Origin of the sequence: Streptomyces sp. NPDC048603, from assembly GCF_043199475.1 — a bacterium.
Taxonomy (GTDB): Bacteria; Actinomycetota; Actinomycetes; order Streptomycetales; family Streptomycetaceae; genus Streptomyces.
The window spans coordinates 198,941-225,149 of sequence record NZ_JBICVY010000003.1 but is presented as its reverse complement, the minus strand read 5'-3'; the positions used below and the strand labels follow the sequence as shown (position 1 = coordinate 225,149).

Annotated in this window: 18 protein-coding genes; 7 read left to right on the top strand and 11 right to left on the bottom strand. The window is 72.4% G+C overall.

The window, feature by feature from the left end; all coding sequences use genetic code 11:
* Positions 1-26: 26 nt before the first annotated feature.
* From ACGFQ9_RS07625 to ACGFQ9_RS07615, 3 genes are all read right to left on the bottom strand, one after another.
* Positions 27-842: a hypothetical protein gene (locus tag ACGFQ9_RS07625; protein WP_393572227.1), complete on the bottom strand. Its 816-nt coding sequence runs from the start codon at positions 840-842 to the stop codon at positions 27-29.
* A gap of 150 nt (positions 843-992) precedes the next feature.
* Positions 993-2,240 carry a metallophosphoesterase gene (locus ACGFQ9_RS07620; protein ID WP_393572225.1) on the bottom strand — a complete coding sequence of 416 codons (1,248 nt, stop codon included), beginning with the start codon at positions 2,238-2,240 and terminating at the stop codon, positions 993-995.
* 203 nt (positions 2,241-2,443) lie between these two features.
* A complete protein-coding gene (locus ACGFQ9_RS07615; RefSeq protein ID WP_393572223.1) occupies positions 2,444-3,559 on the bottom strand; it encodes a LacI family DNA-binding transcriptional regulator in 1,116 nt (371 codons plus the stop codon).
* Between the two features lie 350 nt (positions 3,560-3,909).
* On the opposite strand from ACGFQ9_RS07615, the gene hisC reads away from it, so the two are divergent.
* On the top strand, positions 3,910-4,992 hold the full coding sequence (hisC, locus tag ACGFQ9_RS07610) for a histidinol-phosphate transaminase (protein ID WP_393572221.1): 1,083 nt from the start codon (positions 3,910-3,912) through the stop codon (positions 4,990-4,992).
* A 2-nt stretch (positions 4,993-4,994) separates the two neighbouring features.
* On the opposite strand, the gene ACGFQ9_RS07605 is transcribed toward hisC, so the two are convergent.
* A complete protein-coding gene (locus tag ACGFQ9_RS07605; RefSeq protein ID WP_393572220.1) occupies positions 4,995-5,366 on the bottom strand; it encodes a cyclophilin-like fold protein in 372 nt (123 codons plus the stop codon).
* Between the two features lie 193 nt (positions 5,367-5,559).
* Between ACGFQ9_RS07605 and ACGFQ9_RS07600 the strand changes: the two genes are divergently transcribed.
* The 4 genes from ACGFQ9_RS07600 to ACGFQ9_RS07585 are packed head-to-tail and all read left to right on the top strand — an operon-like array spanning position 5,560 to position 13,712.
* Positions 5,560-7,068, top strand: coding sequence for a cytochrome ubiquinol oxidase subunit I (locus ACGFQ9_RS07600; RefSeq protein ID WP_393572219.1), 1,509 nt, complete (start codon positions 5,560-5,562; stop codon positions 7,066-7,068).
* An 18-nt stretch (positions 7,069-7,086) separates the two neighbouring features.
* Positions 7,087-8,088 carry a cytochrome d ubiquinol oxidase subunit II gene (gene cydB, locus ACGFQ9_RS07595; RefSeq protein ID WP_393572217.1) on the top strand — a complete coding sequence of 334 codons (1,002 nt, stop codon included), beginning with the start codon at positions 7,087-7,089 and terminating at the stop codon, positions 8,086-8,088.
* Between the two features lie 58 nt (positions 8,089-8,146).
* The gene (gene cydD, locus ACGFQ9_RS07590; RefSeq protein ID WP_393572215.1) at positions 8,147-11,986 is read left to right on the top strand and encodes a thiol reductant ABC exporter subunit CydD; all 3,840 of its coding nucleotides are present in this window, start codon (positions 8,147-8,149) and stop codon (positions 11,984-11,986) included.
* A gap of 10 nt (positions 11,987-11,996) precedes the next feature.
* Positions 11,997-13,712 (top strand): GAF domain-containing protein, encoded by a 1,716-nt coding sequence (locus ACGFQ9_RS07585; protein ID WP_393572213.1) that lies wholly within the window; start codon positions 11,997-11,999, stop codon positions 13,710-13,712.
* Between the two features lie 40 nt (positions 13,713-13,752).
* Here the strand turns inward: ACGFQ9_RS07585 and ACGFQ9_RS07580 are convergent, their stop codons facing one another.
* Positions 13,753-14,649: a Cof-type HAD-IIB family hydrolase gene (locus ACGFQ9_RS07580; protein ID WP_393572211.1), complete on the bottom strand. Its 897-nt coding sequence runs from the start codon at positions 14,647-14,649 to the stop codon at positions 13,753-13,755.
* Between the two features lie 63 nt (positions 14,650-14,712).
* Here ACGFQ9_RS07580 and ACGFQ9_RS07575 point away from each other — a divergent pair, with 63 nt between their 5' ends.
* On the top strand, positions 14,713-15,615 hold the full coding sequence (locus tag ACGFQ9_RS07575; protein ID WP_393572209.1) for an LLM class flavin-dependent oxidoreductase: 903 nt from the start codon (positions 14,713-14,715) through the stop codon (positions 15,613-15,615).
* A 105-nt stretch (positions 15,616-15,720) separates the two neighbouring features.
* On the opposite strand, the gene ACGFQ9_RS07570 is transcribed toward ACGFQ9_RS07575, so the two are convergent.
* The 3 genes from ACGFQ9_RS07570 to ACGFQ9_RS07560 all read right to left on the bottom strand — a co-directional run bounded on the left by ACGFQ9_RS07570 (position 15,721) and on the right by ACGFQ9_RS07560 (position 21,369).
* Entirely contained in the window at positions 15,721-18,801 is a 3,081-nt protein-coding gene (locus ACGFQ9_RS07570; protein WP_393572207.1) for a tetratricopeptide repeat protein, read from the bottom strand.
* On the bottom strand, positions 18,798-20,651 hold the full coding sequence (locus ACGFQ9_RS07565) for an HSP90 family protein (RefSeq protein WP_393572205.1): 1,854 nt from the start codon (positions 20,649-20,651) through the stop codon (positions 18,798-18,800). Before ACGFQ9_RS07565 ends, ACGFQ9_RS07570 begins: the two co-directional genes overlap by 4 nt.
* 163 nt (positions 20,652-20,814) lie before the next feature.
* The gene (locus ACGFQ9_RS07560) at positions 20,815-21,369 is read right to left on the bottom strand and encodes an RNA 2'-phosphotransferase (RefSeq protein WP_393572203.1); all 555 of its coding nucleotides are present in this window, start codon (positions 21,367-21,369) and stop codon (positions 20,815-20,817) included.
* 174 nt (positions 21,370-21,543) lie between these two features.
* Here ACGFQ9_RS07560 and ACGFQ9_RS07555 point away from each other — a divergent pair, with 174 nt between their 5' ends.
* Positions 21,544-22,293, top strand: a complete 750-nt coding sequence (locus ACGFQ9_RS07555) for an aquaporin (RefSeq protein WP_393572201.1) — start codon at positions 21,544-21,546, stop codon at positions 22,291-22,293.
* 91 nt (positions 22,294-22,384) lie between these two features.
* On the opposite strand, the gene ACGFQ9_RS07550 is transcribed toward ACGFQ9_RS07555, so the two are convergent.
* From ACGFQ9_RS07550 to ACGFQ9_RS07540, 3 genes are all read right to left on the bottom strand, one after another.
* A complete protein-coding gene (locus tag ACGFQ9_RS07550; RefSeq protein WP_393572199.1) occupies positions 22,385-23,299 on the bottom strand; it encodes a MerR family transcriptional regulator in 915 nt (304 codons plus the stop codon).
* Between the two features lie 120 nt (positions 23,300-23,419).
* Positions 23,420-25,192 (bottom strand): SDR family oxidoreductase, encoded by a 1,773-nt coding sequence (locus tag ACGFQ9_RS07545; protein WP_393572197.1) that lies wholly within the window; start codon positions 25,190-25,192, stop codon positions 23,420-23,422.
* Positions 25,189-26,022, bottom strand: a complete 834-nt coding sequence (locus tag ACGFQ9_RS07540) for a M24 family metallopeptidase (protein WP_393572195.1) — start codon at positions 26,020-26,022, stop codon at positions 25,189-25,191. Before ACGFQ9_RS07540 ends, ACGFQ9_RS07545 begins: the two co-directional genes overlap by 4 nt.
* Between the last annotated feature and the right edge of the window lie 187 nt (positions 26,023-26,209).

Here is a 26,209-nt window from a genome sequence, read left to right as displayed (position 1 = left end):
TGCCCGGCTCGTGTGCCGGGCAGCGGCTACTCCGGCTCGTGCTCAGGGCCGCCGAAGTCCGGACTGGTGAAGTCCGGACGCGTGTAGCCGGGCCGGGACCCCTGCGACGGAGGTCCCGGACTGGTGAAGTCCGGCCGGGTGTATCCCAGATCGGGGATGCGCCCGGCCGCCGGCGTGGGGGGCACGGGATAGCCGGGCGTCCCGGCCGGATCCGCCAGCGCGTCCCGCAGGAACGGCACGATGCCCCGCTCCAGCAGCGCGTGCAGCCAGGCCTCGCGGGCCCGCTGCACCTCGTCCGGCACCTCCTCCGCCACATCGGCGCCGACCTCGGTGGCCCGGTTGCGGACGGCCGTCACCAGCAGCGCGATCGCCGCGAACAGCAGGGCCACCACGGTGAGCGCGCCGAACAGCCAGCCCGTGGTCAGGATGGTGTCGGCGAAGGAGGGCTCGGGCTCGATCAGCTGCAGGATGTAGCCCACCAGCAGGAAGATCACCATGGCGGTGAACGCCAGTACCGGCGCGAGCACCGCCACCACCGCGCTGACCCCGGCACCGGTGCGGGCCTCCGGGGGGTCCTCCACCACCTGGGGCACCGCCGCGGTCGCGGCCGCCTCGCGCAGCTCGCCCCGGATCTTCACGTAGTGGTCGTACTCGGCCGACGCGGCCGTGGTCAGCAGCACGCTCGCGTCGAGCGCCATGGTGCGCAGCTGCTCGGCGTTGAGCCGCTCGCCGAGGGTGGCGAGTTCCGGCCGTTCACGGGCCGTGCGCAGCGCCTCGTCGAGAAGCCGGCCGAACTCCGGGCGGTCTTCGGTCAGCAGGTGCCCAGCGTTGGTCATGTGCATCCCCCGACATCCCCCGATGCTCCGCAGGTGCCGGTTCGCGGGTGCGGACACCGCGCGGCCGGCACAAACGGAGGAGAGCCTGCTACGGATAGAGCGATGGTAGAGGGCGTGCACCACCCGCTGACAGTGACTTGTCGGAAATAGAGTCCGTCAGTCGTTCAACGGAAGCTGTACGACCAGGAGTTTCCCGGCCATCGTGACGCCGCCGTCCATCGCGATGGCCAGGCCGTCCGCGTACACGTGCGGGCCGTCCACCTCCGGGCCGCGGCCCTCGTCACCGTCCTCGGTGCCGACCTCGCCCAGCAGGTAGGGGATGGGGCTGTGGCCGTGCACCACGCGTCCGCCGCCGTAGGTGTCCAGCAGCTCGCGCACGGCGTCCGGGCCGGTCTCCTGGTCGCGGAAGGCGAAGCGCTTGGTGAACTTGCGGAACAGGTCCCAGGTCTCGTCGGCGTCGTGCAGGTTGAGGAGCTCGTGGATCTTGTCGTTGACGTCCTCGATCGAGTCGCCGTAGTCGAGGTAGGCGGTGGTGTCGGAGTGCAGCAGCAGGTGCCCGTCCTCCAGGGCCGCCGCGTCCAGCCGGGACATCCACTGCAGGTGGACGTCCTCCAGGCGCTCCATGTCGGTGCGCTGGCCGCCGTTGAGCAGCCAGGCGGCCTGGAAGGTGGCGGTGCCGGCACCGGAGTGCACGGGGGTGTCGCCGAACCGCTTGGCGCCGATCAGCAGGAGTTCGTGATTGCCCATCAGGGCCTTGCAGTAGCCGCCCGAGGCGGCCGCCTCGGCGGAGAGCCGCATGACCAGGTCGATGACCCCGATCCCGTCGGGGCCGCGGTCGGTGAAGTCGCCGAGGAACCAGAGCCGTGCGTTTCCGGCGGACCAGTGGCCGTCGGCGTCGATGAGGCCCTGCGCGCGCAGCTCGGTGACGAGCTCGTCGAGGTAGCCGTGGACGTCGCCGACCACGTACAGCGGGCCGGGCCCGGAGCCGGGGCCGCCCTGCTCCTGCTCCTGCGGGACGTAGGTGACCTGGACGGTGTCCCCCGGGCCGCCGGCCGCGCCGCGGCCGATCACCGGGAGGTCGCGCCGGGTGGGGGTGTAGCCGTCGTCGGCGTCGCCGTAGGTGTCGTCGTAGCCCGGCTCGTACGGCGGGCGGTACGCCGGCTGCGGCGGGACCGGCTGCGGCGGAACGGGCTGCGGCGGTACGGGCTGCGGCGGTACGGGCTGCGGCGGAACGGGGGGCGCGGGCGGGGCGGCCGGGACCGGCGGCACGGGAGCGCTCTCGTCGTAGTACGCGGGGTACTCGCCGTAGACCGGAGCCTCGCCGGGGGTATCGAGGGCTGGCACCTGGAAGTCCCGCAGCGTGTCCGTACGCATCGCGGGTCCCTGACCGGCCCCCTGAGTCATCGACCCCTCCACCACCGTCGCGCTGCCGTACACCTGCGGACCCTCCCTTGCCCTGTTGAGCGGAGGGTCCGTGATGTCGTGCGCCCATCATAGGAATGCGGCTCGCGCTCTGTGACGCACCAGGGGTGGTGAATCCTGGGCGGAACCAAGCCTTCCGCCTGGTTTTCCCCTGTTCTGTCCGGAATTGCCGCAGTCCCGGTATGTCAGTCCCGGGCCGGAGACCGGGGTGGACTGACCGTGGTGCGGGGCTTCCTGCGCTGCGAGGAGGTCCTGACGATCAGTTCGGTCGGTACCACCTGTTCCACCGGCCGGCCGGTGTCCACCCCCTCGATGGCGTCGATGAGCAGCTGTACGACGGCCGTCCCGATCCGGCGCGGTTTGAGGGAGAGGGTGGTGATCGGCGGCTCGGTGTTGGCGTACACGGTGGACTCGCTGCAGCACACCAGCAGCAGGTCGTCCGGGACCCGCAGGCCGTAGCGGCGGGCGGCGGCGAGCAGGTCGGTGCCGTTGGGGTCGAAGAGCCCGTAGACGGCGTCCGGCCGGTCGGGGCGGGCGAGCAGCCGGTCGGCGGCCACGGCTCCGGCGCACGGGTCGTGGGCCGGGTAGGACTCGTAGACGGGGTCCTGGCCGACCCGGTCGCACCAGTTGAGGTAGGCGGTGGTGGAGAGCCGGGTGTAGGTGTCGGTGGTGGTGCCGGTGAGCAGTCCGATGCGGCGGGCGCCCGCGGCGGCGAGGTGGTCGAGCAGGTTGAGGACGGCCGCCTCGTGGTCGTTGTCGACCCAGGCGGTGACCGGGAGCGAGCCGGCCGGTCGGCCGTCGGAGACCACCGGCAGGCCCTGCCGGACCAGCTCGGTGACGACGGGGTCGTGGTCGGAGGGGTCGATCACCACGGTGCCGTCCAGGGCCACGTTGGACCAGACGTCGTGGCGGGAGGTGGCCGGGAGGATCACCAGGGCGTATCCGCGGGCGAGCGCGGCGGAGGTCGCTGCCCTGGCCATCTCGGCGAAGTAGGCGAATTCGGTGAAGGTGAAAGGTTCATCCCCGTACGTCGTCACGGTCAGGCCGATCAGGCCGGACTTTCCGGTACGGAGGGTGCGGGCCGCGGCGGAGGGGCGGTAGCCCAACCGGTCGGCGACCTCGCGGACGTGGCGGCGGGTGGCGTCCGGGAGCCGGCCCTTGCCATTGAGCGCGTCGGAGACGGTCGTGATCGAGACGCCCGCCGCGGCGGCCACGTCCCTGATGCCGGCCCGGCCCTGCCGGCCGGCGGCCCGCCGGGTGGTCTCGGTCCGGCTCACCTGATGCTTCCCTGCTGCTGTCATGGCGAGCCGATAGTAGGGCTCGGTGGGGTGGTTGGTCCGTATGCATATGCACGCGTTGACAGGCACGTTTCTGCATGGTTCGCCACCGCCAATGACCTTGGAAATGAAGGGAGTTAGGGGGGATGGAGGGGTGGGTTGCCTGTCGACGGGTACGAGCATGCCAAATCGGATTGATCTCGGACTGGTCTCAACTCACCCTGACGAGGGATGCGCGCCACGGCGCGGGCCACCGGCGCGTGCATATATGTGCGCGCTCCCCCTCTTTCCCGGCGCCCACCGTTTTCGGGAGGGCGGAATCCTCATAAGGTGAGCAGTATTGAGTTGTACGGGAAGGTCGAGGAGGACCTGCGGTGAGCGAGAAGAGCCCGAAGCTGCGCGCCGAGCTGGACGGCATCCCCACCTACAAGCCGGGAAAGCCCGCGGCTGCCGGCGGTCCGGTCGCCTACAAGCTGTCCTCCAACGAGAACCCCTATCCGCCGCTGCCGGGGGTGCTGGAGAGTGCCGTGGCGGCCGCGGGGAACTTCAACCGCTACCCCGACATGGCCTGCACCGGGCTGGTCACGGAACTCGCCGACCGGTTCGGCGTCCCGGTCGAGCACATCGCCACCGGCACCGGCTCGGTGGGCGTGGCCCAGTCGCTGATCCAGTCGACGGCCGGACCGGGTGACGAGGTGATCTACGCCTGGCGGTCCTTCGAGGCGTACCCGATCATCGTCCAGATCGCCGGTGCGAAGTCGGTGCGGGTCCCGCTGACCGCGGGTGACGTGCACGACCTCGACGCGATGGCGGACGCCATCACCGACCGGACCCGGCTGATCTTCGTCTGCAACCCCAACAACCCCACCGGCACCGTGGTGCGGCGGGCGGAACTGGAGCGCTTCCTGGACCGGGTGCCCTCCGACGTGCTGGTGGTGCTGGACGAGGCGTACAAGGAGTTCATCCGGGACGTGGAGGTGCCGGACGGCATCGAGCTGTACCGGGACCGCCCGAACGTCGCGGTGCTGCGCACGTTCTCCAAGGCGTACGGCCTGGCCGGCCTGCGGGTCGGCTTCGCGGTGGCACACGAGCCGGTGGCCGCGGCGCTGCGCAAGACGGCGGTGCCCTTCGGTGTGAGCCAGCTCGCGCAGGACGCGGCGGTGGCCTCGCTGCGGGCCGAGGACGAGCTGCTGGGCCGGGTCGGCTCGCTGGTGTGCGAGCGCAACCGGGTGTACGAGGGCCTGCTCGCGCAGGGGTGGACCGTGGTCCCCGAGACGCAGGCGAACTTCGTCTGGATGCGGCTGGGGGAGCGGACCGCCGAGTTCGCGGCGGCCTGCGAGAAGGCCGGTGTGGTGGTCCGGCCCTTCCCGGGCGAGGGCCTGCGGGTCACGATCGGTGAGACCGAGGCGAACGACCTCTTCCTGCACACGGCAGGGGCGTTCTTCAAGGAGCTGTGAGCTCAGGCGAGCTCAACGCGGATGGGGTCGCCGTCGCGGACGGTGGCCAGCACGCGGGGGTCGGGGTCGTCGAGCGAGCCGAGCACGTTGCACGGGCTCGCCAGGCGGCTCTCGCCCCCGCGTGAGATGGGAGTGGGGCCGTAGGGGAGGGCGAGCGCGTCCCCCTCGGTCCAGAAGGCGACGGTGCCCGGTTCGACGACCTGCCGGGCGTCGTGCTCCAGGGCGGCCGAGACGCCCGTGTCGAAGTAGACCTCCTCCCCCCAGGTGTTCGCGGTGGCGGAGATCGGCAGTGCCGCGGCCAGGGCCTTGGCGGTCGGGGTCTCGTCGAGGGTGGCGGTCGTGTGGCCGGCGGGCCAGGAGATTCGAATCTGCATGAGCCAAATTCAACATTATGTTGAATTCGCTGGCTAGGGGTGTACCCCCCGGATGAATGATCGAAGGAGCCATGCGTCATAATTGCTTGTGAATGTGAACGCGTTCACAAGCGTGTCCTGCTTCCTCCCTGTATGGGTGGAACCCGCCAGGCAGACTGCCCGCTTGACCACGGCGACGTAAGGAGAAGACGACGTGGACCTGGCTTTGGCGCCGGAGACACTGGCGCGCTGGCAGTTCGGCATCACGACCGTCTACCACTTCCTCTTCGTCCCCCTCACGATCTCGCTCGCCGCGCTGACCGCCGGCCTGCAGACCGCATGGGTCCGGACAGAGAACGAGAAGTACCTCAGGGCCACCAAGTTCTGGGGCAAGCTCTTTCTGATCAACATCGCGATGGGTGTCGTCACCGGCATCGTCCAGGAGTTCCAGTTCGGCATGAACTGGTCCGACTACTCGCGCTTCGTGGGTGATGTCTTCGGGGCTCCGCTGGCCTTCGAAGCCCTGATCGCCTTCTTCTTCGAATCGACCTTCATCGGTCTGTGGATCTTCGGCTGGGACAAGCTCCCGAAGAAGATCCACCTCGGCTGCATCTGGATGGTCTCGATCGGAACCGTCCTCTCCGCCTACTTCATCCTGGCGGCGAATTCCTGGATGCAGCACCCGGTCGGCTACAAGTACGACGCTCAGCGGGGCCGCGCGGAGCTCACGGACTTCCTCGCCGTGCTCACCCAGAACACCGCCCTCACCCAGTTCTTCCACACCATCACGGCCGCGTTCCTGGTCGGCGGCGCGTTCATGGTCGGTATCTCCGCCTTCCACCTGATGCGCAAGAAGCACGTCCCGGTGATGCGGACCTCGCTGCGGCTCGGCCTGGTGACGCTGATCATCGCCGGCCTCGGCACGGCCATCAGCGGTGACCTGCTCGGCAAGGTGATGTTCCAGCAGCAGCCGATGAAGATGGCCGCCGCCGAAGCCCTGTGGGACGGCGAGGCGCCCGCGCCCTTCTCGGTCTTCGCGTACGGAGACGTCGACGAGGGCCACAACAAGGTGGCCGTCGAGGTCCCCGGCCTGCTGTCCTTCCTGGCCAACGACGACTTCAGCTCGTTCGTCCCCGGCATCAACGACGTCAACAAGGCCGAGCAGGAGAAGTTCGGCCCCGGCGACTACCGGCCCAACATCCCGGTCGCCTACTGGGGCTTCCGCTGGATGATCGGCTTCGGCATGGCCTCGCTCGGCATCGGCATGCTCGGCCTCTGGCTGACCCGCAAGAAGTTCCTGCTCCCCACCGCACTGCGGACCGGCGAGGACGAGGTGCCGAACCTGGTCCTGTTCCCGAACAAGGTCCTCAGCCCGAAGCTCACCAAGTGGTACTGGACCCTCGCGCTCTGGACCATGGGCTTCCCGCTGATCGCCAGCTCCTGGGGCTGGATCTTCACCGAGATGGGCCGCCAGCCCTGGGTGGTCTACGGAGTCCTGCGCACCAGGGACGCGGTCTCCCCCGGCGTCTCCACGGCCGAGGTGCTCACCTCGATGATCGTCTTCACCGCGCTCTACGCCGTGCTCGCCGTGATCGAGGTCCGGCTGCTGGTCAAGTACGTCAAGGCCGGGCCGCCCGAGCTCACCGAGTCCGACCTCAACCCGCCGACCCGGATCGGCGGCGATCCCAAGAACGCCGACCGGCCGATGGCCTTCTCGTACTGAGGCTGGGGAGACCACACCATGCAACTCCACGACGTCTGGTTCGTACTCATCGCGGTCCTGTGGATCGGCTACTTCTTCCTGGAGGGGTTCGACTTCGGGATCGGTGTCCTGACCAAGCTGCTCGCCCGCGACCGCGCCGAGAAGCGCGTACTGATCAACACCATCGGCCCGGTCTGGGACGGCAACGAGGTCTGGCTGCTCAGCGCCGGCGGCGCCACCTTCGCCGCCTTCCCCGAGTGGTACGCCACCCTCTTCTCCGGCTTCTACCTGCCGCTGCTCCTGATCCTGGTCTGCCTGATCATCCGGGGCGTGGCCTTCGAGTACCGGGCCAAGCGGCCCGAGGAGCGGTGGCAGACCAACTGGGAGCACGCGATCTTCTGGACCTCGCTGATCCCCGCCTTCCTGTGGGGCGTGGCCTTCGCCAACATCGTGCGGGGCGTGAAGATCGACGCGCAGAAGGAGTACGTCGGCACCCTCCTGGACCTGCTCAACGTCTACTCGGTCCTGGGCGGCCTCGTCACCCTCACCCTCTTCACGTTCCACGGCGCGGTGTTCGCCTCGCTGAAGACCGTCGGCGACATCCGCGACCGCTCGCGGGCGCTGGCCACCCGGCTGGGCGTGGTCACGGCCGTGCTTGCCCTGGTCTTCCTGACCTGGACCCAGGTGTCCCGGGGCGACGCGACCAGCCTGGTCGCGCTGGCCGTCGCGGTCGTGGCACTGGCCGGGGCCCTCGGCGCCAACCTCGCCGGGCGCGAGGGCTGGTCGTTCGCCCTGTCCGGGGTCACCATCGCCGCGGCCGTGGCGATGCTGTTCCTGACGCTGTTCCCGAACGTCATGCCCTCCTCGCTCGACGAGGCGTGGAACCTGACGGTCACCAACTCCTCGTCCAGCCCCTACACGCTGAGGATCATGACCTGGTGCGCGGCCATCGCGACCCCGCTGGTCCTGGTCTACCAGGCGTGGACGTACTGGGTGTTCCGCAAGCGGATCGGCACCCAGCACATCGCCGAGGCGCACTGACCGCCGGGCTCCCGCTCCTCACAGGGAGGCCCGCTCCTCATAGGGAGGCATGTTTCACGTGAAACCGATCGACCCGCGCCTGCTCCGCTACGCCCGCTCCACCCGCCTGTTCCTCGGCGCGGTGGTGGCCCTCGGCCTGGCCGGGGCGGGGCTGGTCGTCGGCCAGGCGATGCTCATCGCCGAGATCGTGGTCGGGGCCTTCGAGAGGGGACTCGACGCCGGCGCGCTCCGGACGCCACTACTGCTGCTCGCGGCGGTGGCGCTGGGGCGCGCCCTGGTGTCCTGGCTGACCGAGCTGGCCGCGCACCGGGCCAGTGCGGCGGTCAAGTCGGAGCTGCGCGGCCGGCTGCTGGCGCACGCATGTGACCTGGGGCCGGGATGGCTCAGCGGGCAACGGACGGGCTCTCTGGTGGCGGTGGCCACCCGGGGAGTGGACGCGCTCGACGACTACTTCTCGCGCTACCTGCCCCAGCTGGGGCTGGCCCTGGTGGTCCCGGCGGCGGTGCTCGCCCGGATCGTCACCGAGGACTGGGTGTCCGCGGCGATCATCGTCGGCACCCTGCCGCTGATCCCGCTGTTCATGGTCCTGATCGGCTGGGCCACGCAGGCCCGGATGGACCGGCAGTGGCGGCTGCTGTCCCGGCTGTCGGGACACTTCCTCGACGTGGTGGCCGGGCTGCCGACGCTGAAGGTGTTCGGCCGGGCCAAGGCGCAGGCGGAGTCGATCCGCGCGATCACCTCCGACTACCGCAGGGCCACCCTGAGGACCCTGCGGATCGCCTTCCTTTCCTCCTTCGCACTGGAGTTGCTGGCCACCCTGTCGGTGGCGCTGGTGGCGGTCACCATCGGCATGCGGCTGGTCCACGGTGACCTCGACCTCTACACCGGTCTGGTGATCCTGGTGCTGGCGCCGGAGGCGTACCTGCCGCTGCGGCAGGTGGGGGCGCAGTACCACGCGGCCGCCGAGGGGCTGGCGGCGGCGGAGGAGGTCTTCGAGGTGCTGGAGACCCCGCTGCCGCCCCGCGAAGGGCGTGCGGTGGTCCCGGCGGGGCCGGTGCGGCTGGACTTCGACGGGGTCGAGGTCCGGTACGAGGGGCGGGCCGACGCCTCGCCCGGACCGGTCTCGCTGAGCGTGTCGCCGGGAGAGTGCGTGGCGCTCACCGGTCCCAGCGGGGCCGGCAAGTCGACGCTGCTGTCGGTGCTGCTGGGATTCACCGTCCCGACCGGGGGGCGCGTGCGGGCCGGCGGCGCCGACCTGGCGGAGCTGTCGCCGGAGGCACTGGCCGAGTGGCGGTCGCGGATCGCGTGGGTGCCGCAGCGGCCGCACCTGTTCGCGGGGACGATCGCGGAGAACGTCCGCCTGGCCCGGCCGGACGCCTCCGGCGCGGAGGTCGAGGCCGCGCTGCGGGACGCGGGGGCCTGGGAGTTCACGGCCTTGCTGCCGCGGGGTACGGAGACGGCGCTCGGTGAGGGCGGCGTGGGGCTCTCCGCGGGGCAGCGGCAGCGCCTCGCCCTGGCCCGGGCGTTCCTGGCGGACCGGCCGGTGCTGTTGCTGGACGAGCCGACGGCGGCGCTGGACGGGGATACCGAGGCGGCCGTGGTGGACGCGGTCCGGCGGCTGGCGGAAGGCCGCACGGTGCTGTTGGTGGTGCACCGTCCGGCTCTGCTCGCGGTGGCCGACCGGGTGGTCGAGGTACGGCCGGAGCGTGGCGGGGCGGGTGGTTCCGGGGGTGCCGATTTCGGTGCCGGAGCCGGTGCCGGTGGGCTGGGCCCTGCGGGGCATTCCCCCACCCCGCCCCTTCCCGAAACCGGGGCTCCGCCCCGGACCCCTTCCGGGGCTTCGCCCCAGGCCCTCTCCGGGGCTTCGCCCCTGGCCCCTTCCGGGGCGGTGCCCGAGGACCAGTTCGGGGCGGTGTCCCAGGCCCTTTCCGGGGTTTCGCTCCAGGCGCCTGCTGGGGCTTCGTGCCGGACCGGCTCCGGGGCTTCGCGTGAGGTCCCTTCCGGGGGCTCGGCTTCGGATGGCGGCGTGCCGGTCGCGGCGGCGGACTCCTGGGACGAGCAGGCCGGGTGGGGCGGGGATCCGTTGGGGCGGGTTCGGCGGGCCGCGCGGGAGGCGCGGGGGCGGTTCGGTCTCGGGCTGCTGCTCGGTGCGCTCGCCGTCGGCAGCAGCGTCGGCCTGATGGCGGTGTCCGGATGGCTGATCTCGCGGGCCTCCCAGCAGCCGCCGGTGCTGTACCTGATGATGGCCGTCACCGCGACCCGCGCCTTCGGGATCGGCCGTGCCGTGTTCCGCTACGCCGAGCGGCTCGTCTCGCACGACGCCGTGCTGCGCATGCTCGCCGACCTGCGGGTCGCGGTGTACCGCCGGCTGGAGCGGATCGCCCCCGCCGGGCTGCGCGAACAGCGCCGCGGCGATCTGCTGGCCCGGCTGGTGGCCGATGCCGACGCGCTCCAGGACTACTGGCTCCGCTGGCTCCTGCCGGCCGGTACCGCCCTCCTCGTCGGCACCGGGTCCGTGGCCTTCACCGCCTGGCTGCTGCCCGGAGCGGGCGCCCTGCTCGCCGCCGGCCTGCTGCTGGCCGGGGTCGGCGTACCGCTGGTCAGTGCCGGCGTGGCGCGCCGCGCCGAGCGGCGGCTCGCCCCGGCCCGAGGCGCGCTCGCCACCGAGGTGGCGGAGCTGCTGTCCGGCACCGCCGAACTGACCGTCGCCGGCGCACTGGCCGGGCGCAGGGCCGCCGCCGCGGCCGGCGATCGTACGCTCACCGCCATCGCCGCCCGCGGGGCCACCGCCGCCGGCCTCGGCAGCGGCCTGTCCGCCCTGGTCTGCGGGCTGACCGTGGCCGGTGCGGCGGCCGTGGGCGCCTCGGCCGTGGCGGGCGGGCGGCTGTCCGGCGTGGCCATGGCCGTCGTCGTCCTCACCCCGCTCGCGGCCTTCGAGGCGGTCAGCGGTCTGCCGCTCGCGGTGCAGTACCGGCAGCGCGTCCGGCGCAGCGCCGAGCGGGTCTACGAGGTACTGGACGCGCCGGTCCCGGTAGCCGAGCCCGAGCACCCCGGCCCGGTCCCCGGCTCTCCGTTCCCGCTGCGGCTCGCCGGGATCACCGCCCGGCACCCCGGCCAGGAGCGGGACGCGCTGGCCGGGGTCGACCTGACCCTGGAACCGGGCCGGCGGATCGCGGTCGTGGGACCGTCCGGTTCCGGGAAGACCACGCTGGCCCAGGTCCTGCTGCGGTTCCTGGAGCCGGGCGCGGGCTCGTACACCCTCGGAGGGACCGACGCCCGCTCGCTGGAGAGCGACGACGTACGCCGGTTCGTGGGGCTGTGCGCCCAGGATGCGCACATCTTCGACAGCTCGGTCCGGGAGAACCTGCGGCTGGCCCGGCCCGGGGCGACCGAGCCGGAACTGCGCGCGGCCCTGGCCGGGGCCCGGCTGCTGGACTGGGCGGAGGCACTGCCGGACGGTCTGGACACGCTGGTCGGCGAACACGGCGAGCGGATCTCCGGCGGGCAGCGGCAGCGCCTGGCGCTGGCCCGGGCCCTGCTGGCGGACTTCCCGGTACTGGTCCTGGACGAGCCGTCCGAGCACCTGGACACCCGGACCGCCGACGCCCTGACGGCCGATCTGCTGGCCGCCACGGCGGGCCGGACCACGGTGCTGATCACCCATCGGCTGGCCGGGCTGGAACAGGTCGACGAGGTGCTGGTGCTGGAGGCCGGGCGGGTCGTGCAGCGCGGGACGTACGGGGAACTCGCCGCGGCGGACGGGCCGCTGCGCGGGCTGCTGGAGCGGGAGCGTGAGGCGGACCGCACGGCGGTGCGCGCGGCGCGCGGTGCACACGGTGCGCACGGTGCACGCGGTGGCCGAGCGGGCCGACTTTCCTCGATAAAAGGGACTAATTAGGCTCAAGGTCATGTCAGTGCAGGAGCCACAGGAGTCCGCCGACCCGCTGGAGGCCGCCACCCGGGCCACCCGCAGTCTGCAGGGGCTGTCCACCGAGCTCACCGCCCGCGTGCCGCAGTTGCTGGAGGCGATGCGGTCGGTCGGCACGGGCCTGGAACTGCACTCCACCCTGGACCGCATCTGCGAGACCGCGGCCGAGCTCGCGGACGCCCGCTACGCGGCGATCGGGGTGGTCGACACCGAGGGCCGCGGGCTGTCCGACTTCGTCACCCACGGCATCAGCCCTGAGCAGGCCCGTCTGATCGGGCACCGCCCGGACGGAAAGCGCGGGCTGCTGGGGGCGCTGATCCGGCATCCCGACCCGGTGGTCCTCGCCGACCTCACCGCGGACCCCCGCTCGGCCGGCTTCCCGGCCCACCACCCGCCGATGAAGACCTTCCTGGGCGTGCCGATCCGGGTGCAGGGCGAGATCTTCGGCAACCTCTACCTGTCCGAGAAGCGGGGCGGCGCCGGGTTCAACGACTACGACCTGCACATGGTCCGGGTGCTGGCCACCGAGGCGGGCATCGCCATCGGCAACGCCCGGCTCTACGAGGCCGCCACCCAGCGGGAGCGCTGGATCGACGGCTCGGTCGCCGTCACCACCGCCCTGCTGTCGGGCGGTGACGCCGACGACGCACTGGTGGTGGTGGCCGAACAGGCCCGCCGGCTGGCCGACTCGGCCGCCGGCATCGTGATGCTGCCGGCCGGCGAGGGCGGGATGGAGATCGTCGCGGTGTCCGCCGACGACCCCTCGTCCTCGCTGGGGATCGTGGTCCCGGCCGAGAGCCCGGTGGTGCGGAAGCTGCTGGCGGGCGAGCCGGTGTTCGCGGACGACGCGTCCACGGACCCGCGCATGATCACCCGGCTGGTCGTCGAGTACGGGCCGTGCATGTTGCTTCCGCTGCACAGCGGTGGCCGGGTGCTGGGCGCGCTGGTGACCCCCCGCGCCCGGGGGCAGCGGCCGTTCACCGAGGCCGAGCGGACCCTGGCCACCCAGTTCGCGGCGCAGGCGGCGCTCGCGCTGATGATGGCGGAGGCACAGCGCGACCGGGAGCGGCTGGCGGTCTTCGAGGACCGCGACCGGATCGCGCGCGACCTGCACGACCTGGTGATCCAGCGGCTGTTCGCCACCGGGATGATGCTGGAGGGCGCGCAGCGCCGGTCGGTCGTGCCGGAGGTGCGGGACGGGGTCGGCAAGGCCGTGGACGAGCTGGACGTCACCATCCAGGAGATCCGCACGGCGATCTTCGCGCTGCAGCAGGGACCGGCGGAGGCGCCGTCCGGGTTCCGCACCCGGGTGCTGCGCGAGATCAACATGGCGGCCGTACCGCTGGGGTTCAAACCCTCCCACCGGTTCCTGGGGCCGGTCGACGCGGTGGTCGGGGAACTCGTCGGCAAGAACCTGATCGCGGCGCTGCGCGAGGCCCTGTCCAACGCCTTCCGGCACGCCGGGGCCTCCCGCATCGAGGTGGTGCTGGACTGCACCGGCACGCTGGCGGACGGGCGGCCCGCGGTGCGGCTGGAGGTCGCCGACGACGGCGTGGGCATCCAGGAGGGCGGCCGCCGCAGCGGCCTGCGCAACCTGCGGCGGCGCGCCGAGTCGCTGGGCGGCTCCAGCTGGTACGGGCCGGGGCTCGGCGAGGACGGCGGCGGCACCGCCCTGGTGTGGGAGGCGCCGCTCTAGGTCGTGTCTCGCCCCGCCCGGCACTGTTTCGCGCCCGGCACTACTGCGGCTGTGCGTCCTGCCGTTGTGCGTGCTCGGCGAGGATGCGCTCGATGACCACCGCGACACCGTCCTCGTTGTTCGCCACGGTCCGGCCGGAGGCAGCCGTGATCACGTCGGGGTGCGCGTTGCCCATGGCGTACGAGGTGCCCGCCCAGGTCAGCATCTCGACGTCGTTGGGCATGTCGCCGAACGCCACCACCTCCTCGGGGGAGATCCCGCGCTCCGCGCAGCACATCGCCAGGGTGCTGGCCTTGGACACTCCCGGCCCGCTGACCTCCAGAAGGGCGGTGGGGCTGGACCGGGTGATCGAGGCGTACCCGCCGGCCACGGACCGGGCCAGCTCCAGGAACGCGTCGGGGGACAGCTCGGCGTGGTGGGCGAGCAGCTTGAGGACCGGGGCCGCCGGCGTGCCGGGCTCCTCGCGCAGCAGCTTCTCGGCGGTGGCCACGGTGGCGCCCGGGTCCTGGAAGAACGGCGGGTAGTCCGGCTCGTAGTGGATCCCGGTGGTCATCTCGACCGCGAAGGAGGTGCCGGGCGCGGCCTCCCGCAGTGCGCGCACCACCGAGAGCGCGGCCGTCCGGGCCAGCGGCCGGACCTCGATGATCCGGGCGTCGTCGTGCAGGTCCACGACCGCGGCGCCGTTCGCGCAGATGGCGAGGCCGTGGCCGTGGACGTGATCGCTGACCACGCCCATCCAGCGGGCGGGCCGGCCGGTGACGAAGAACACTTCGATGCCGGCCTGCTCTGCTGCGGCGAGCGCGGCGACGGTCCGTTCCGAGACGGACTTGTCGTCACGCAGCAGCGTTCCGTCGAGGTCAGTGGCGATGAGCCGGGTCACGGGTGAGGGCGCGGACGTGCGTGCGGGCCCGTCCGGGCGCTGGGAAGCCGAGGTCACATGACCATCTTCGCCGATGCCGTCCGCGCCGGAAGGGGTGCGGGCCGCCGTAGGCTCGGTGACATGAGTCTGCGTCTGAGCACGGTGATCCTCCCGGTACGTCGGTGGCACGAGGGAGGGCGGGACCAGTGGCTGCGCGCCGAGCGGCTCGGCTTCCACACCGCCTACAGCTATGACCACCTCGCCTGGCGGAGCTTCCGCGACGGGCCGTGGTTCGGTGCGCTGCCGACCCTGACCGCGGCGGCCGCCGTCACCGAGCGGCTGCGCCTGGGCACCCTGGTCACCTCGCCGAACTTCCGGCACCCGGTCACCCTGGCCAAGGAGCTGATCTCGCTGGACGACGTTTCCGGCGGGCGGATCACGCTGGGCATCGGAGCGGGCGGCAACGGCTACGACGCGACGACGCTCGGCCAGGAGCCGTGGACCCCGCGCGAGCGGGCCGACCACTTCGCGGAGTTCGTGCCGCTGCTGGACCGGCTGCTGACAGAGGGCACGGTCACCGAGCGGGGCCGCTTCTACGCGGCCGAGGAGGCCCGGAACATCCCCGGCTGCGTGCAGCGGCCCCGGCTGCCGTTCGCGGTGGCCGCGACCGGGCCGCGCGGGCTGAAGCTGGCCGCCGCGCACGGTCAGGCGTGGGTGACCACGGGCGACCCGAAGCTGTACGAGGACGGCACGCCGGAGCAGTCGGTGGCGGCGATCCGCGGGCAGCTGGAGAAGCTGGGCAAGGCGTGCGCGGACATCGGCCGGGACGTGGCGGAGCTGGACAAGATCCTGCTGACCGGGTTCACGCCGGAGCAGAACTCGGTGCTCGACTCGGTGGACGCCTTCGTGGACTTCGCCGGCCGGCACCGCGACCTCGGCTTCACCGAGATCGTGATCCACTCCCCGATCCCGGACTCCCAGTTCGCGGCCGACGAGGCCGTGTTCGAGCGCATCGCCACCGAAGCGGTGAACCAGCTGGGCTGAACCGGCCGGGGCACACGGCACGAAGCCCGGCGCACCCGGCACCCCGCACCCGGCACCCCGCACCTGGCGCCGGTACGGGGTGCCGCGAGCGGATCGGTCCTCCGGTCAGTCCAGGAGCGCCTTCGCGGTCTCCTCCACATGGGACAGCAGCCAGTCCGGCGCCGAGCCCTCCGGCAGGCCTCGGATGTCGGCGGCCAGCGCGTCCAGACGGTCGGCGCCCTCCCGCGCGAGGCCGAGCCGGGATGCCGTCCAGGCAGCCGCGTGCACGCACTGGTAGCGCTGCTGGACGTGCTCCGGGCCGAGCCCGGCGTAGATCCCGGCGGCCCGGTCCCAGAGCCGGACGGCCTCGTCCCGCAGGTCCCGTATCCCGGTCTCGGTCAGTGGTTCGGCGGGACCGCTCCTGTACTTCCTCTCGGCCTCGGCGGAGTCATCGTCATCGTCATCGTCGCAGGGGTAGGCGTCGGCGTCCTCGAACGCGTCCACCCGCTGGTCGAGGACCTGCGCGAGCTGCTGCCAGGTCTGCGCGGTCTCGTAGCGCAGCTGCGGCTCGGTGGCGCCCTCCAGGAGCGCGGCCGCCTCTTCCATCCGGGCCCGGGCCCGGGCCACCGTCGCGTTCACCGTGCCCTCGCGCAGGTACAGCCAGGCCAGGGACCGCAGGATCCGCACCACCGCCACCGGGTTGTCCCCCGTCGCCCGGTGCAGCTCCAGCGCCCGCTCGTAGGCGGCGACGGAGTCTGTCACCAGCCCGGCGGCGGCCAGGGCTTCGGCCGCCGAATGGGCCAGCCCCGCCTGCGGACGGGTGTCCTCCCAGCCCTTCGCCGTCTCGGCGGCCAGCAGGAACTGCTCGGCCGACGCCCGTGCGTCGCGCAGCTCGCCCAAGAGCTCCCCGAGGAACTGGCGCGCGTGCACCGCCTGGTGCTCCCCGTGCTCCAGCAGGTCCGGCAGGGCGGACTGGAGCACCTCCGCGGCCTCCGCGGTGCGCTCCTGCCGTGCGTACGCGTGGGTCAGCAGCAGCCGGGCCTTCGCCCCGCCGCCACTGATGCCCGAGAGCCCCGCCTGGTCGAACCAGTGCGCCGCCTCCAGGGCCTGCCGGGCCGCCTCCTCCGCGTCCCCGGTCCGCAGCAGTACGTCGGCCAGGTTCAGCCGTACGGCGCCCTGCCGCTCGGCCTCCGGCAGTTCCGCCGCATGCGCCAGGGCGGCCCGGGCGGCCTCCACCGCCTCCTCGGGACGGCCCAGCGACATCAGGACCCCGGCCCGCGTGGCCAGGGGATCCACCGCCAGCCAGGGCCGGCCGGTGCCGGTGACCCGCTCCGCCGCCGAGGCCAGCAGTGCGTCTGCCCGTTCGGGGTCCCCCTCGGCCAGGGCCAGCCGGGCCAGTGCCTCCTCGGCATCGGAGAGCAGGTCCGCGACCTGCGCGTCGGAGCTCCCGTCCACGGCGGACACGAACGCGGACAGGTCCGCGAACAGCCGGCCGTCCGCCCCGCCGGCCTCGTCCGCGCCGTCGGCCTCGTCCGTGCCGTCCGCGCTGCCCTGTTCCGCCCGCAGGTACGCCTCGACCTGGATGCGGGTCAGCTCGACCGAGGCCACCCGGCGGGCCCGCAGCGGGTCCTCCGCGGCCAGCGCCCCGGCCGACCGGGCGGCCACCGCCAGACGCTCCCGGACCTCCTCGGGTCCGGCGCCGGACTGCACGGCCGCCGAGGCCAGGCGGAGCTCCGAGAGCACCGCCCGGTCCTCCTGCCCGGCGACGGCCCGGTACGCGTCCCTGGCCTCCGCGATCAGTGCGGCGGCCGCCGGATCGCCGGTCCGGGCCGCGAGCACGCCCCGGTACTCCAGCAGATCGGCGGCCAGCAGCGCGTCCACGGTCTCCTCGGCCGACCGGGAGAGCACCGCCGCCCATCGCAGATCGGCGGCCGGGTGGCCCTGGGCGCGGGCTGCCCGCGCAGCGGCCACCAGCTCGGCGAACGCTGCGGACGCTTCAGCGCCCGTCGTTCCACGTGAAACATCGCCTCTGACCCCGACGGCGGAGGCGGAGCCGGCGGCGGCTGTGGTCGCCGGAGCGGCCTCCGGCAGCGGGCCGCTGCGCACGCCCAGCGGAAGTGCCTCCAGCAGCGGGCCCTGGGCGATCCGCTGCTCGAAGCGCTCCGAGACACGGGCGTTGCCGTTGCGCGCGTCGAAGCGGTGCGCGATGTCCAGCGCATCGGCGTGGAGGAGGTCGTGCAGCTCCCGGACCGTGTGCGGGACCCCCTCGAACGGGACGGCCGGGCTGTCGCCGAAGCCGAGTCCGGTCAGCCGGCGCAGCAGCACGAGCACGCCGCCGTAGAAGGTCAGCCGTGCGTCCAGGTCGGCCAGCGGGCGCAGCTGCGCCGAGTGCTCGGCGAGGATCTCCAGCCCGCGCGACTCGTTGCCGGTCAGCGCGCAGAACTCGATGTGCTGTCCGACGGAGCGGAGCAGGCTCTCGTTGCCCCGGGCCATGCGGTAGCCCCGCAGGTGGTGGGTGCGGGCCTCGTCGAGCCGGCCCAGGCGGACGAGGGGCAGGAGCGAGCGGGCCAGTGTCCGGTGCGGCTCCTCCGCGCAGGAGCGGTCGCCCTCCAGAACAGGCTTCCAGACCTCGACGGCCTTGGCGTGGTCGCCCTGATGGGACCAGAACCAGCCCTGGGTGTTCAGTTCGCAGGCGTGGCAGTCGCTCATGGTGTCGCGCTCGGCGGCCATGAACGCCTCGGCGGCGCGCTGGGCGCGGGCGTCGTCGGCCATGGCCTCGGCGAGGAACAGCTCGGCCTCCCGGACCGGGCGGTCGCTGTAGCCGGCGATCCGGTAGCGGCGCTCCATCTCGGCCAGCCAGCCGGCCCCGGACTCCAGGGAGATCTCGGGGGAACAGGCGATGGCCGTGGCCACCCATTTGAACTGCCAGAACAGCGAGTGCGTCTCGTTCGGGCCGAATGCAGAGGGGTCCCGGTCGTACTCCTGGAGCAGCCGGGCGAAGGGGACCAGGATCTTGGGCCGTTCGGAGGTGAACTCGTACGCCTCGATCTGGTTGTCCAGGGCCCGGCGGAGCAGGGCCTTGTCCCCGGTGGCCTCGGCGGCGGCGCTGAGTGCCTCGGCGTGTGCGTTGCGCGCCGCGCCGTTGGGTGCGCGCCGGTTCTCGGCCAGCTGCCGGCTCACCTCTTCGGGGGTCATGGTGCCGCTCACTGCTGCTCCTCCTGCTTCCCGGCGGGGCCGTTGCTGTGGGTCGCCCATTCCAGGAGCCCGAGGAAGGCCCGGTTGAGCAGGGTGGTGTCGGCCGGCCGAAGCGGCCGCTGGGACATCAGCAGGGCCTGCCCGTAGAGGGATTCGACCGCTGTGGCGGTGAGGGCCTCGTCGGGGAGGCCGGAGATCCGGCGAACCATCGGGTTGTTGTGGTTGAGGACGAGCCGGGCGCGCGGGCCCGATCCGCGGAGCGCGCCGAGGATGCCGGACCACAGGGAGTCGGCGTTCTCCTCCGCGGTCGCGCGGTCCCGCTCCTGGCGGGCCTGCCGGTCGTCGAGGTAGAGGGCCGGTACGGACACCGGCTGGAAGGCGCGCAGCACCACGTCGCAGCTCTGGGCCTCCAGCCGGGTGCGGGCGGTGGCCAGGAAGGGGGCGAGGGCCAGCTCGGCCGAGGTCGGCACCGGGTCGAGCCGGTCCGTGACCGCTCCGGCGTCCAGCTCGGTGACCTTGATGCCGGGCCGCACGGCGGGCAGCAGGGCCAGCAGGTCGGCGTCGTAGGTGTAGCCCGCGTTGATCACGCCCAGGCCGTGGGCGGCTGCGATCGGGGCGATCTGGCGGAACTCCTCGACGGTGCGGGTGAAGTGGATGTCGCTGTGCGCGGCGGCGAACTCCTCCAGGCTCATCGAGCCGTCACTGGTCTCGAACGGCAGCCAGGGCAGCATCAGGCCGAGCAGTTCGGCGTCGTGCCGGGCCAGCGACTTCACCCCGAGGTGATGCACGTTCAGGAAGGCGGCGAGCCGTTCGGGTTCGGTCGCGGCGAGTTCGGCGAGCCAGCCGCGGATGCGGCCGCCCAGGGCCTCCCGTACGGCGGCGAGGGTCTCGTCGTCGTACAGGTTCTCCCGGGAGGCGGTGGGCCTGAGGGTGTCCGTGTCCAGTACGGCGCGGACGAAGAAGGCCCAGTCCGGCAGGAGGTTGTCGGCCTGGTCGGTGAGGAGCATGCCCTTGAGGTGGACCCGGTGTCCGGCGCGGTGCGCGGGGCTGGTCGGCTCGGGCAGGACGTACGCCACTCCGCGCACTCCGGCGACGGGCAGGTCCAGGTCGATGGTGTCGAGCGGGGTGAAGCCGAACTGCCGGGCGCAGTGCCCGGCGAGGGCGACGCGGCGGGCGGTGGGGGTGGGGAACTCGCGGTCCCAGACCGCCGGCCTGTCGGTGATCACGCGGGGCTCGGCGCCGGTGCCGTCCTCGAAGGTGATCTCGTAGGGCAGCAGTGCGCCGAAGTCGCGGGCGAGCTGCTCGACCCTGGTGGGAACGGTCCACTCGTCGGCGCCGGGACGGGCCTGCAGGTGGACGGTGGTGCCGGGCTCGGGGCGGGCCTCGTCGGGGAGTTCGCGCACGGTGTACGAACCGTCGTCGGTGGCGAGCCATTCGACGGGCACGGCCTTCGGGTCGCGCGCGGAGCGGGTGACGACGCGGATCCGGCGGGCGACGACGAAGCAGGCCAGCAGACCGATGCCGAACTGGCCGAGGAATTCCTGCCGGGTGGTCTCCAGGCCGCTCATGTCCCCGGCGGAACCGGCGCCGCGCTTGGAGCTGCGGCCGATGGTGGCGAGCAGGGAGTGGGCCTCGTCGGCGGTCAGGCCGATGCCGTTGTCCTCGATGGAGACCTGGCCTCCGGAGGCGGTCAGCCGGATGCGGATCTCGGCGTCCGGTTCGTGGATGCGCCGCGCGGTGACGGCGTCCACCGCGTTCTGCAGCAGCTCGCGTACGTAGACCCGGGGACTGGAATAGAGGTGGTGGGAGAGAAGGTCGACCAGACCGCGCAGGTCGACCTGGAAGTTGTTCGCGGACGTCATGAGATGTCACCTCGTGGTGCGCACGGCGGGTGGGCGACCGCGAGGACCCCCCCTCACAGATCGTGCTGATCAGGTTAGGGGGAGGGTCCGACAATCTCTTCCGTAATTCCGGTCGTGCCGGAGGGATCCGGTGGTGCCGGACGCCCGCTGCCGCGACGGCGGTTCAGCGGCGCTGCCCGGGCAGGCGGAGGAACTCCGGGGGCACCGCGTCCACCAGCCACACCCCGTTGGCACTGACCCGGAAGACGTGTCCCGCGGCGTGCATGGCGGCGGCGTCGACGACCAGGACGACGGGCCGGCCACGGCGGGCGCCGACCCGGGTGGCGGTCTCCCGGTCGGGGGAGAGGTGCACGTGGTGGCGGCGCATGGGGCGAAGCCCCTCGGCGCGGATGGCGTCCAGTGAGGCGGGCACGGTGCCGTGGTACAGGAACGCGGGCGGTTCGGCTTCCGGGAGACCGAGGTCCACCCCGGTCACGGTGTGGCCCTGATTGGCGCGGATCCGGGTGCCTTCGACCGCGAAACGCTGCTTGTCGTTCGCGGCGACGACATGGTCGAGTTCCGCGCGGGTGAAGTGGAAACCGTGGTTCCCGGCGGCGCGCAGAAGATCGTCGATTTCCACCCAGCCCTGGGGGTCGAGCACCAGTCCGATGCGTTCCGGCTGATGCCGCAAATGTTTCGAGACGTATTTGGATACTTTCACAGTGCGTTTCTCGTCCATGGCCACAGAGTGCCTGGTCGGAGGTGGTCCGGGCAGGGATTTTCACCCCTCGGGCGGGCGGGGCCCCCTCTATCGCGCTTCCAAGATACGGAATACATTTTCCGTAAACATGCTATGCGGCGTCGGTCCGAACTCTGACCGACGTCTGCGCGCGCCTGCCCTCAGGGAGACCCCATGACCTCAGCCCCAGCCTCACTCGCGCGCCGGGTGGCCGCCGAATTGATCGGAACCGCGGCCCTCCTCGTCGTGATCATCGGATCCGGCATCCAGGCGGACGCCCTGAGCGCCGACAACGCCGTGTCGCTGGTCGCCAACTCCGCCGCCTCCGCGATCGGGCTCGGCCTGCTCATCACCCTGATAGGCCCGCTCTCCGGAGCCCACTTCAACCCGGTGGTCACCCTCACCTCGTGGTGGGCCCGGCGCACCGGTGACCAGAGCGGCCTCAGTGGCCTCGAAGCCCTGCTCTACACCGCCGCCCAGACCGCGGGCGCGATCGGCGGCGCCGTGGTCGCCGAGACCATGTTCGGCCGCACCCCCGGCGCGCTCGCCACCCAGGTCCGCGACGGCGGGCACCTGCTGATCGGCGAGATCGTCGCCACCGCCGGCCTGGTCCTCCTCATCCAGGGCCTGGACCGGATCGGCCGCGCCCGGTTCATCCCCGCCGCCGTCGCCCTCTACATCGCGGCCGCGATCTGGTTCACCTCCTCGGGCTCCTTCGCGAACCCGTCCGCCACCGTCGGCCGTGCCTTCACCGACTCGTTCACCGGCATCGCCCCCGAGTCCCTGCCCGGCTTCGTGGTCGCGCAGCTGCTCGGCGGAGTCCTCGGTCTGGTCCTCGCCACCGTTCTCTACGGCCGCCGCCCCGGCGCCACGGACCGCGTGAAGAAGACCGGGCTCAACCAGGTTTACGAGACGGTTAGTTGAGCCGTCCACAGCTTGGGTGAGTTGTCCACAGCCGATTCGGCGGGAAATGAGCCCAAACGAGTGATCCGCCCTGTGGATGAGGGCCGCGGCGTCAGCCGCCTCCCCGCCGCGCCAGATCGTTCATCGTCCTGGCCTGGAGCTCCCGCTCGGTCGCGGCCCGGACGAACGCCGCCACATGCTCGGGTCCGACCAGCTCGGCGACCGCCCGCACCGTCTCGGCGGGCAGCGCCACCGGGGCCGGCCCGGCCGGGTGCGGCGGACCCGCCGCACCCAGATGCCGCTGCAGATGGCGCGTCGCGAACAGCCGCATCGCCCGAGCCAGCTCCGCGTCGACCGTCTGCTGCGCCAGCGGCCGCAGCCGGCGCACCAGCGTCGCCGCCTCCGCGGCATCCGCGTCCGACGGCGGAACCTGGCCCAGGTACCGGGCGAACACGTGCTCCGTGGTGAACTCCAGGAACCGCGAGGCGATGTGCTCCACCTGCCCCCGCAGCTCCCGCAGATGCCCCGTGATCGCGGGCAGCGGCACCCCCGCCGCATACAGCTCGGCGGCCACCGCCAGTTCCTGCGGTGAGGGCACCAGGAACTCCTCCGGGGACCCGGGGACCCGCTCCAGGACCCCCAGCTCGCACGCGTCGTCCACCGCCCGCTCGTCCGGAACTCCGCCGAACCGCTCGTTCAGCTCGTCCCGGGAGATCCGGGCCGCCTCCTCGTCCGTCCACGGCCCGTGCACCTCGGCCACCAGGCCCAGCACCCCGCCCAGACCGCGCCCGGCGTCCCAGGCCTCCAGGAGCTCCTTGATGGAGGCCAGGGTGTAGCCGCGGTCCAGGAGATCGGCGATCTGCCGCAGCCGCGCCAGGTGCGTGTCCCGGTACACGTTGGAACGGCCCCGCCGCTCCGGCTTCGGCAGCAGCCCGCGGTCCTGGTACGCACGGATGGTGCGGACCGTCGCACCACTGTGGTGCGCCAGATCCTCGATCCGGTACTCGGCTACCACCTGTTCGGACAATCCCGGCTCCCTACGACATGGCCTGCGAGGGATGGTACGGCGGCCGGATGGAGCGGGGTATGGCCGTGCGGTCCCCTCTCCGGACCGGAACCGGCAGGTGCGCGCCGGCCGGGTGCCGGCTCAAAGCTTCGGCTCCACCCTGGCCAGCCGGCGCAGCAGCCGGGGGGTGTACCTCGACATGAACAGCGCACCCTTGGACTCGGGGGTCACGGGAACCACCGCGCGGTTGTGGACCACCGCGTCGATGATCGCGTCGGCCACCTTCTCCGGCGGGAAGTTGCGCAGTCCGTACAGCCGCGCCGAACGCTGCTGCCGGCGCTTCTCCTCCGCCTCGTCCACCCCGGCGAACCGCGCCGTGGAGGTGATGCCGGTATTGATGATGCCGGGGCAGATCGCCGACACCCCGATCGACTTGGAGGCCAGCTCCGCCCGCAGGCACTCGGACAGCATCAGCACCGCCGCCTTCGAGGTCGAGTAGGCCGGCAGCGTCCTGCTGGGCAGATAGGCGGCCGCCGAGGCGGTGTTGACGATGTGCCCGCCCTGGCCGCGGTCGGCCATCTGGCGGCCGAAGATCCGGCAGCCGTGGATGACCCCCCACAGGTTGACGTCCAGGACCTTCCTCCAGTCCTCGGAGCTGGTGTCGAGGAAGCTCCCGGACAGCCCGATCCCGGCATTGTTGACCAGGACGTCCACGATCCCGTACTCGGCGGCGACCTTCGCCGCCAGCTTCTCCATCGCCTGTTCGTCGCTGACGTCCACGCACTCGCCCCAGGCCGCGGGCGCCCCGACCAGCCGGGCCATGTCGGCCGTCCGGGCGGCCCCTTCGCCGTCCCGGTCGACGGCCACCACCCGGGCACCGGCCTCGGCGAACGCGAAGGCGGTGGCGCGGCCGATACCGCTGGCGGCGCCGGTCACCAGCACCAGCTGGCCCGCGAACCGGTCGGCGTACCGGCCGGGGGCCCGCTGCTCCGGAGCCGGGCCGGGGGCGTCCTCCCGCGCCATGACGAACTCGGTGATCCACGCGGCCAGCTGGTCGGGCCGGGTCCGCGGCACCCAGTGCTTGGCCGGCAGGGTACGGCGCACCAGGTCCGGTGCCCACAGCTCCAGCTCGTCGTAGAGCCGCTCGGAGAGGAACGCGTCCCCGGTCGGGGTGATCAGCTGGACCGGTACGTGGGCGTACGCGTCCGGGCGGGGCCGGCGCATCCGGGCCCGGACGTTGTCCCGGTAGAGCCAGGCGCCGTGTGCCGCGTCCGAGGGAAGCGAAGCCGTCGGGTAGCTCCCGGACGGGACCCCCTCGGTCCGCTCGAGGAGCTTCGGCCAGCGCTTGCCGAGCGGTCCCCGCCAGGCCAGCTCCGGCAGGACCGGGGTGTGCAGCATGTACACGTACCAGGACTTGGCGCCCTGTCCGAGCAGCTGTGCCGCCCGGCGCGGAGTGGGCCGGGCCAGCCGCTTCTTGATCCAGTGCCCGAAGTGGTCCAGCGAGGGACCGGAGATCGTGGTGAACGAGGCGATCCGTCCCTCGGTGCGCTTGACCGTGGCGAACTCCCAGCCCTGCACGGACCCCCAGTCGTGCCCCACCAGGTGCACCGGCCGGTCCGGGCTGACGGCGTCCGCGACGGCCAGGAAGTCGTCGGTGAGCTTCTCCAGGGTGAACCCGCCGCGCAGCGGCCGCGGGGCCGTCGACCGGCCGTGCCCCCGGACGTCGTAGAGCACCACGTGGAAGTGCTCCACCAGCCGCTCGGCGACCTCCGACCAGACCTCCTTGCTGTCCGGGTAGCCGTGCACCAGCACCACGGTCGGCCGGTCCGGGTCACCGAGCTCGACGACGCTCAGCTCGATCCCGCCCGTGCTCACCCGGCGCTCGCGTGCCCCCGCACGCCCCGTCCCGCTCATGCCACCTTCTCCTCGGTCTCGGCCCAGCGCCGCACGTGCGGCAGATCGTCGTCCAGCCAGAACGCGCTCTCCTCGGGATCCTTCGAGTCGGTGACGACCAGGATCTCCTCGAACTTCGCGCCGGTGCCCCGGAACCCCAGGTGGGGCTCCACCGCCCACAGGCCGGGCTGCGGCGGATGGTCGGAGAACCGGTAGGGACTCCACAGCGGGGACCAGCCTTCACGGTGCCCGTGCAGGACGTCGCTCGCCAGTCCCTTCAGCGACTGGGTGCCGAATCCGAAGGCCGTCGGCGACCAGCGGCGCTCCCTGACCCGCCCCACCTTGTGCGCGATCACCCCGAACGGATAGGCCCGGTGCCGGTTCGCGTACCCCTGCCGGACCATCAGCCGGTCGACGTCCTCGTAGATCTCGCGCAGCGTCCGCCGCTCGCGGACCCCGTCGAGGATCAGCTCCCGGTGGGCCCGCAGGTCGTCCATCAGCCGGTCCTGCACCGGGTTGAGCCCCAGGCTGCCCGAGTACCCGATGTCCGCCGCGTACCCGTTCAGGATCGGGGCCGCGTCCAGGATGAACGGCATGCCCGGCTCCAGCCGCCGGTTGGTGGGGAAGAACTGGAGCGGTATCCGGAAGTCCGTGAACGCCGTGCGGTCCCCGAACCAGGCGAACGGCAGGTGGAACCAGTCCCGCACCCCCCGCTCGCGCAGCCAGTCGCGCTGCATCCGCGCGGCCTCCCGCTCGGTGACCCCGGCCTTCAGCTGCGCCGCCACCGCCTCGGCGCACGCGTAGGCGAGCCGCTGCACTTCCCTGAACCCGCGAAGATCGTCCCCTGCCATGACCGCCGTCCGTCCCATAGCCGTACGCGCCCGTAAGTTGACACTGATGAATGTGACAATGCCTGGAGATCACGTCAAGGGGTGTGCACGGACCCGCGCCGCTCCGGACCGCAGGACAGCTCTCCGGAGCCACCCCGCATCAGACTCCCGTAAGGGCACGTAGTCCTGAAGGCGGAGACGGGGTCCC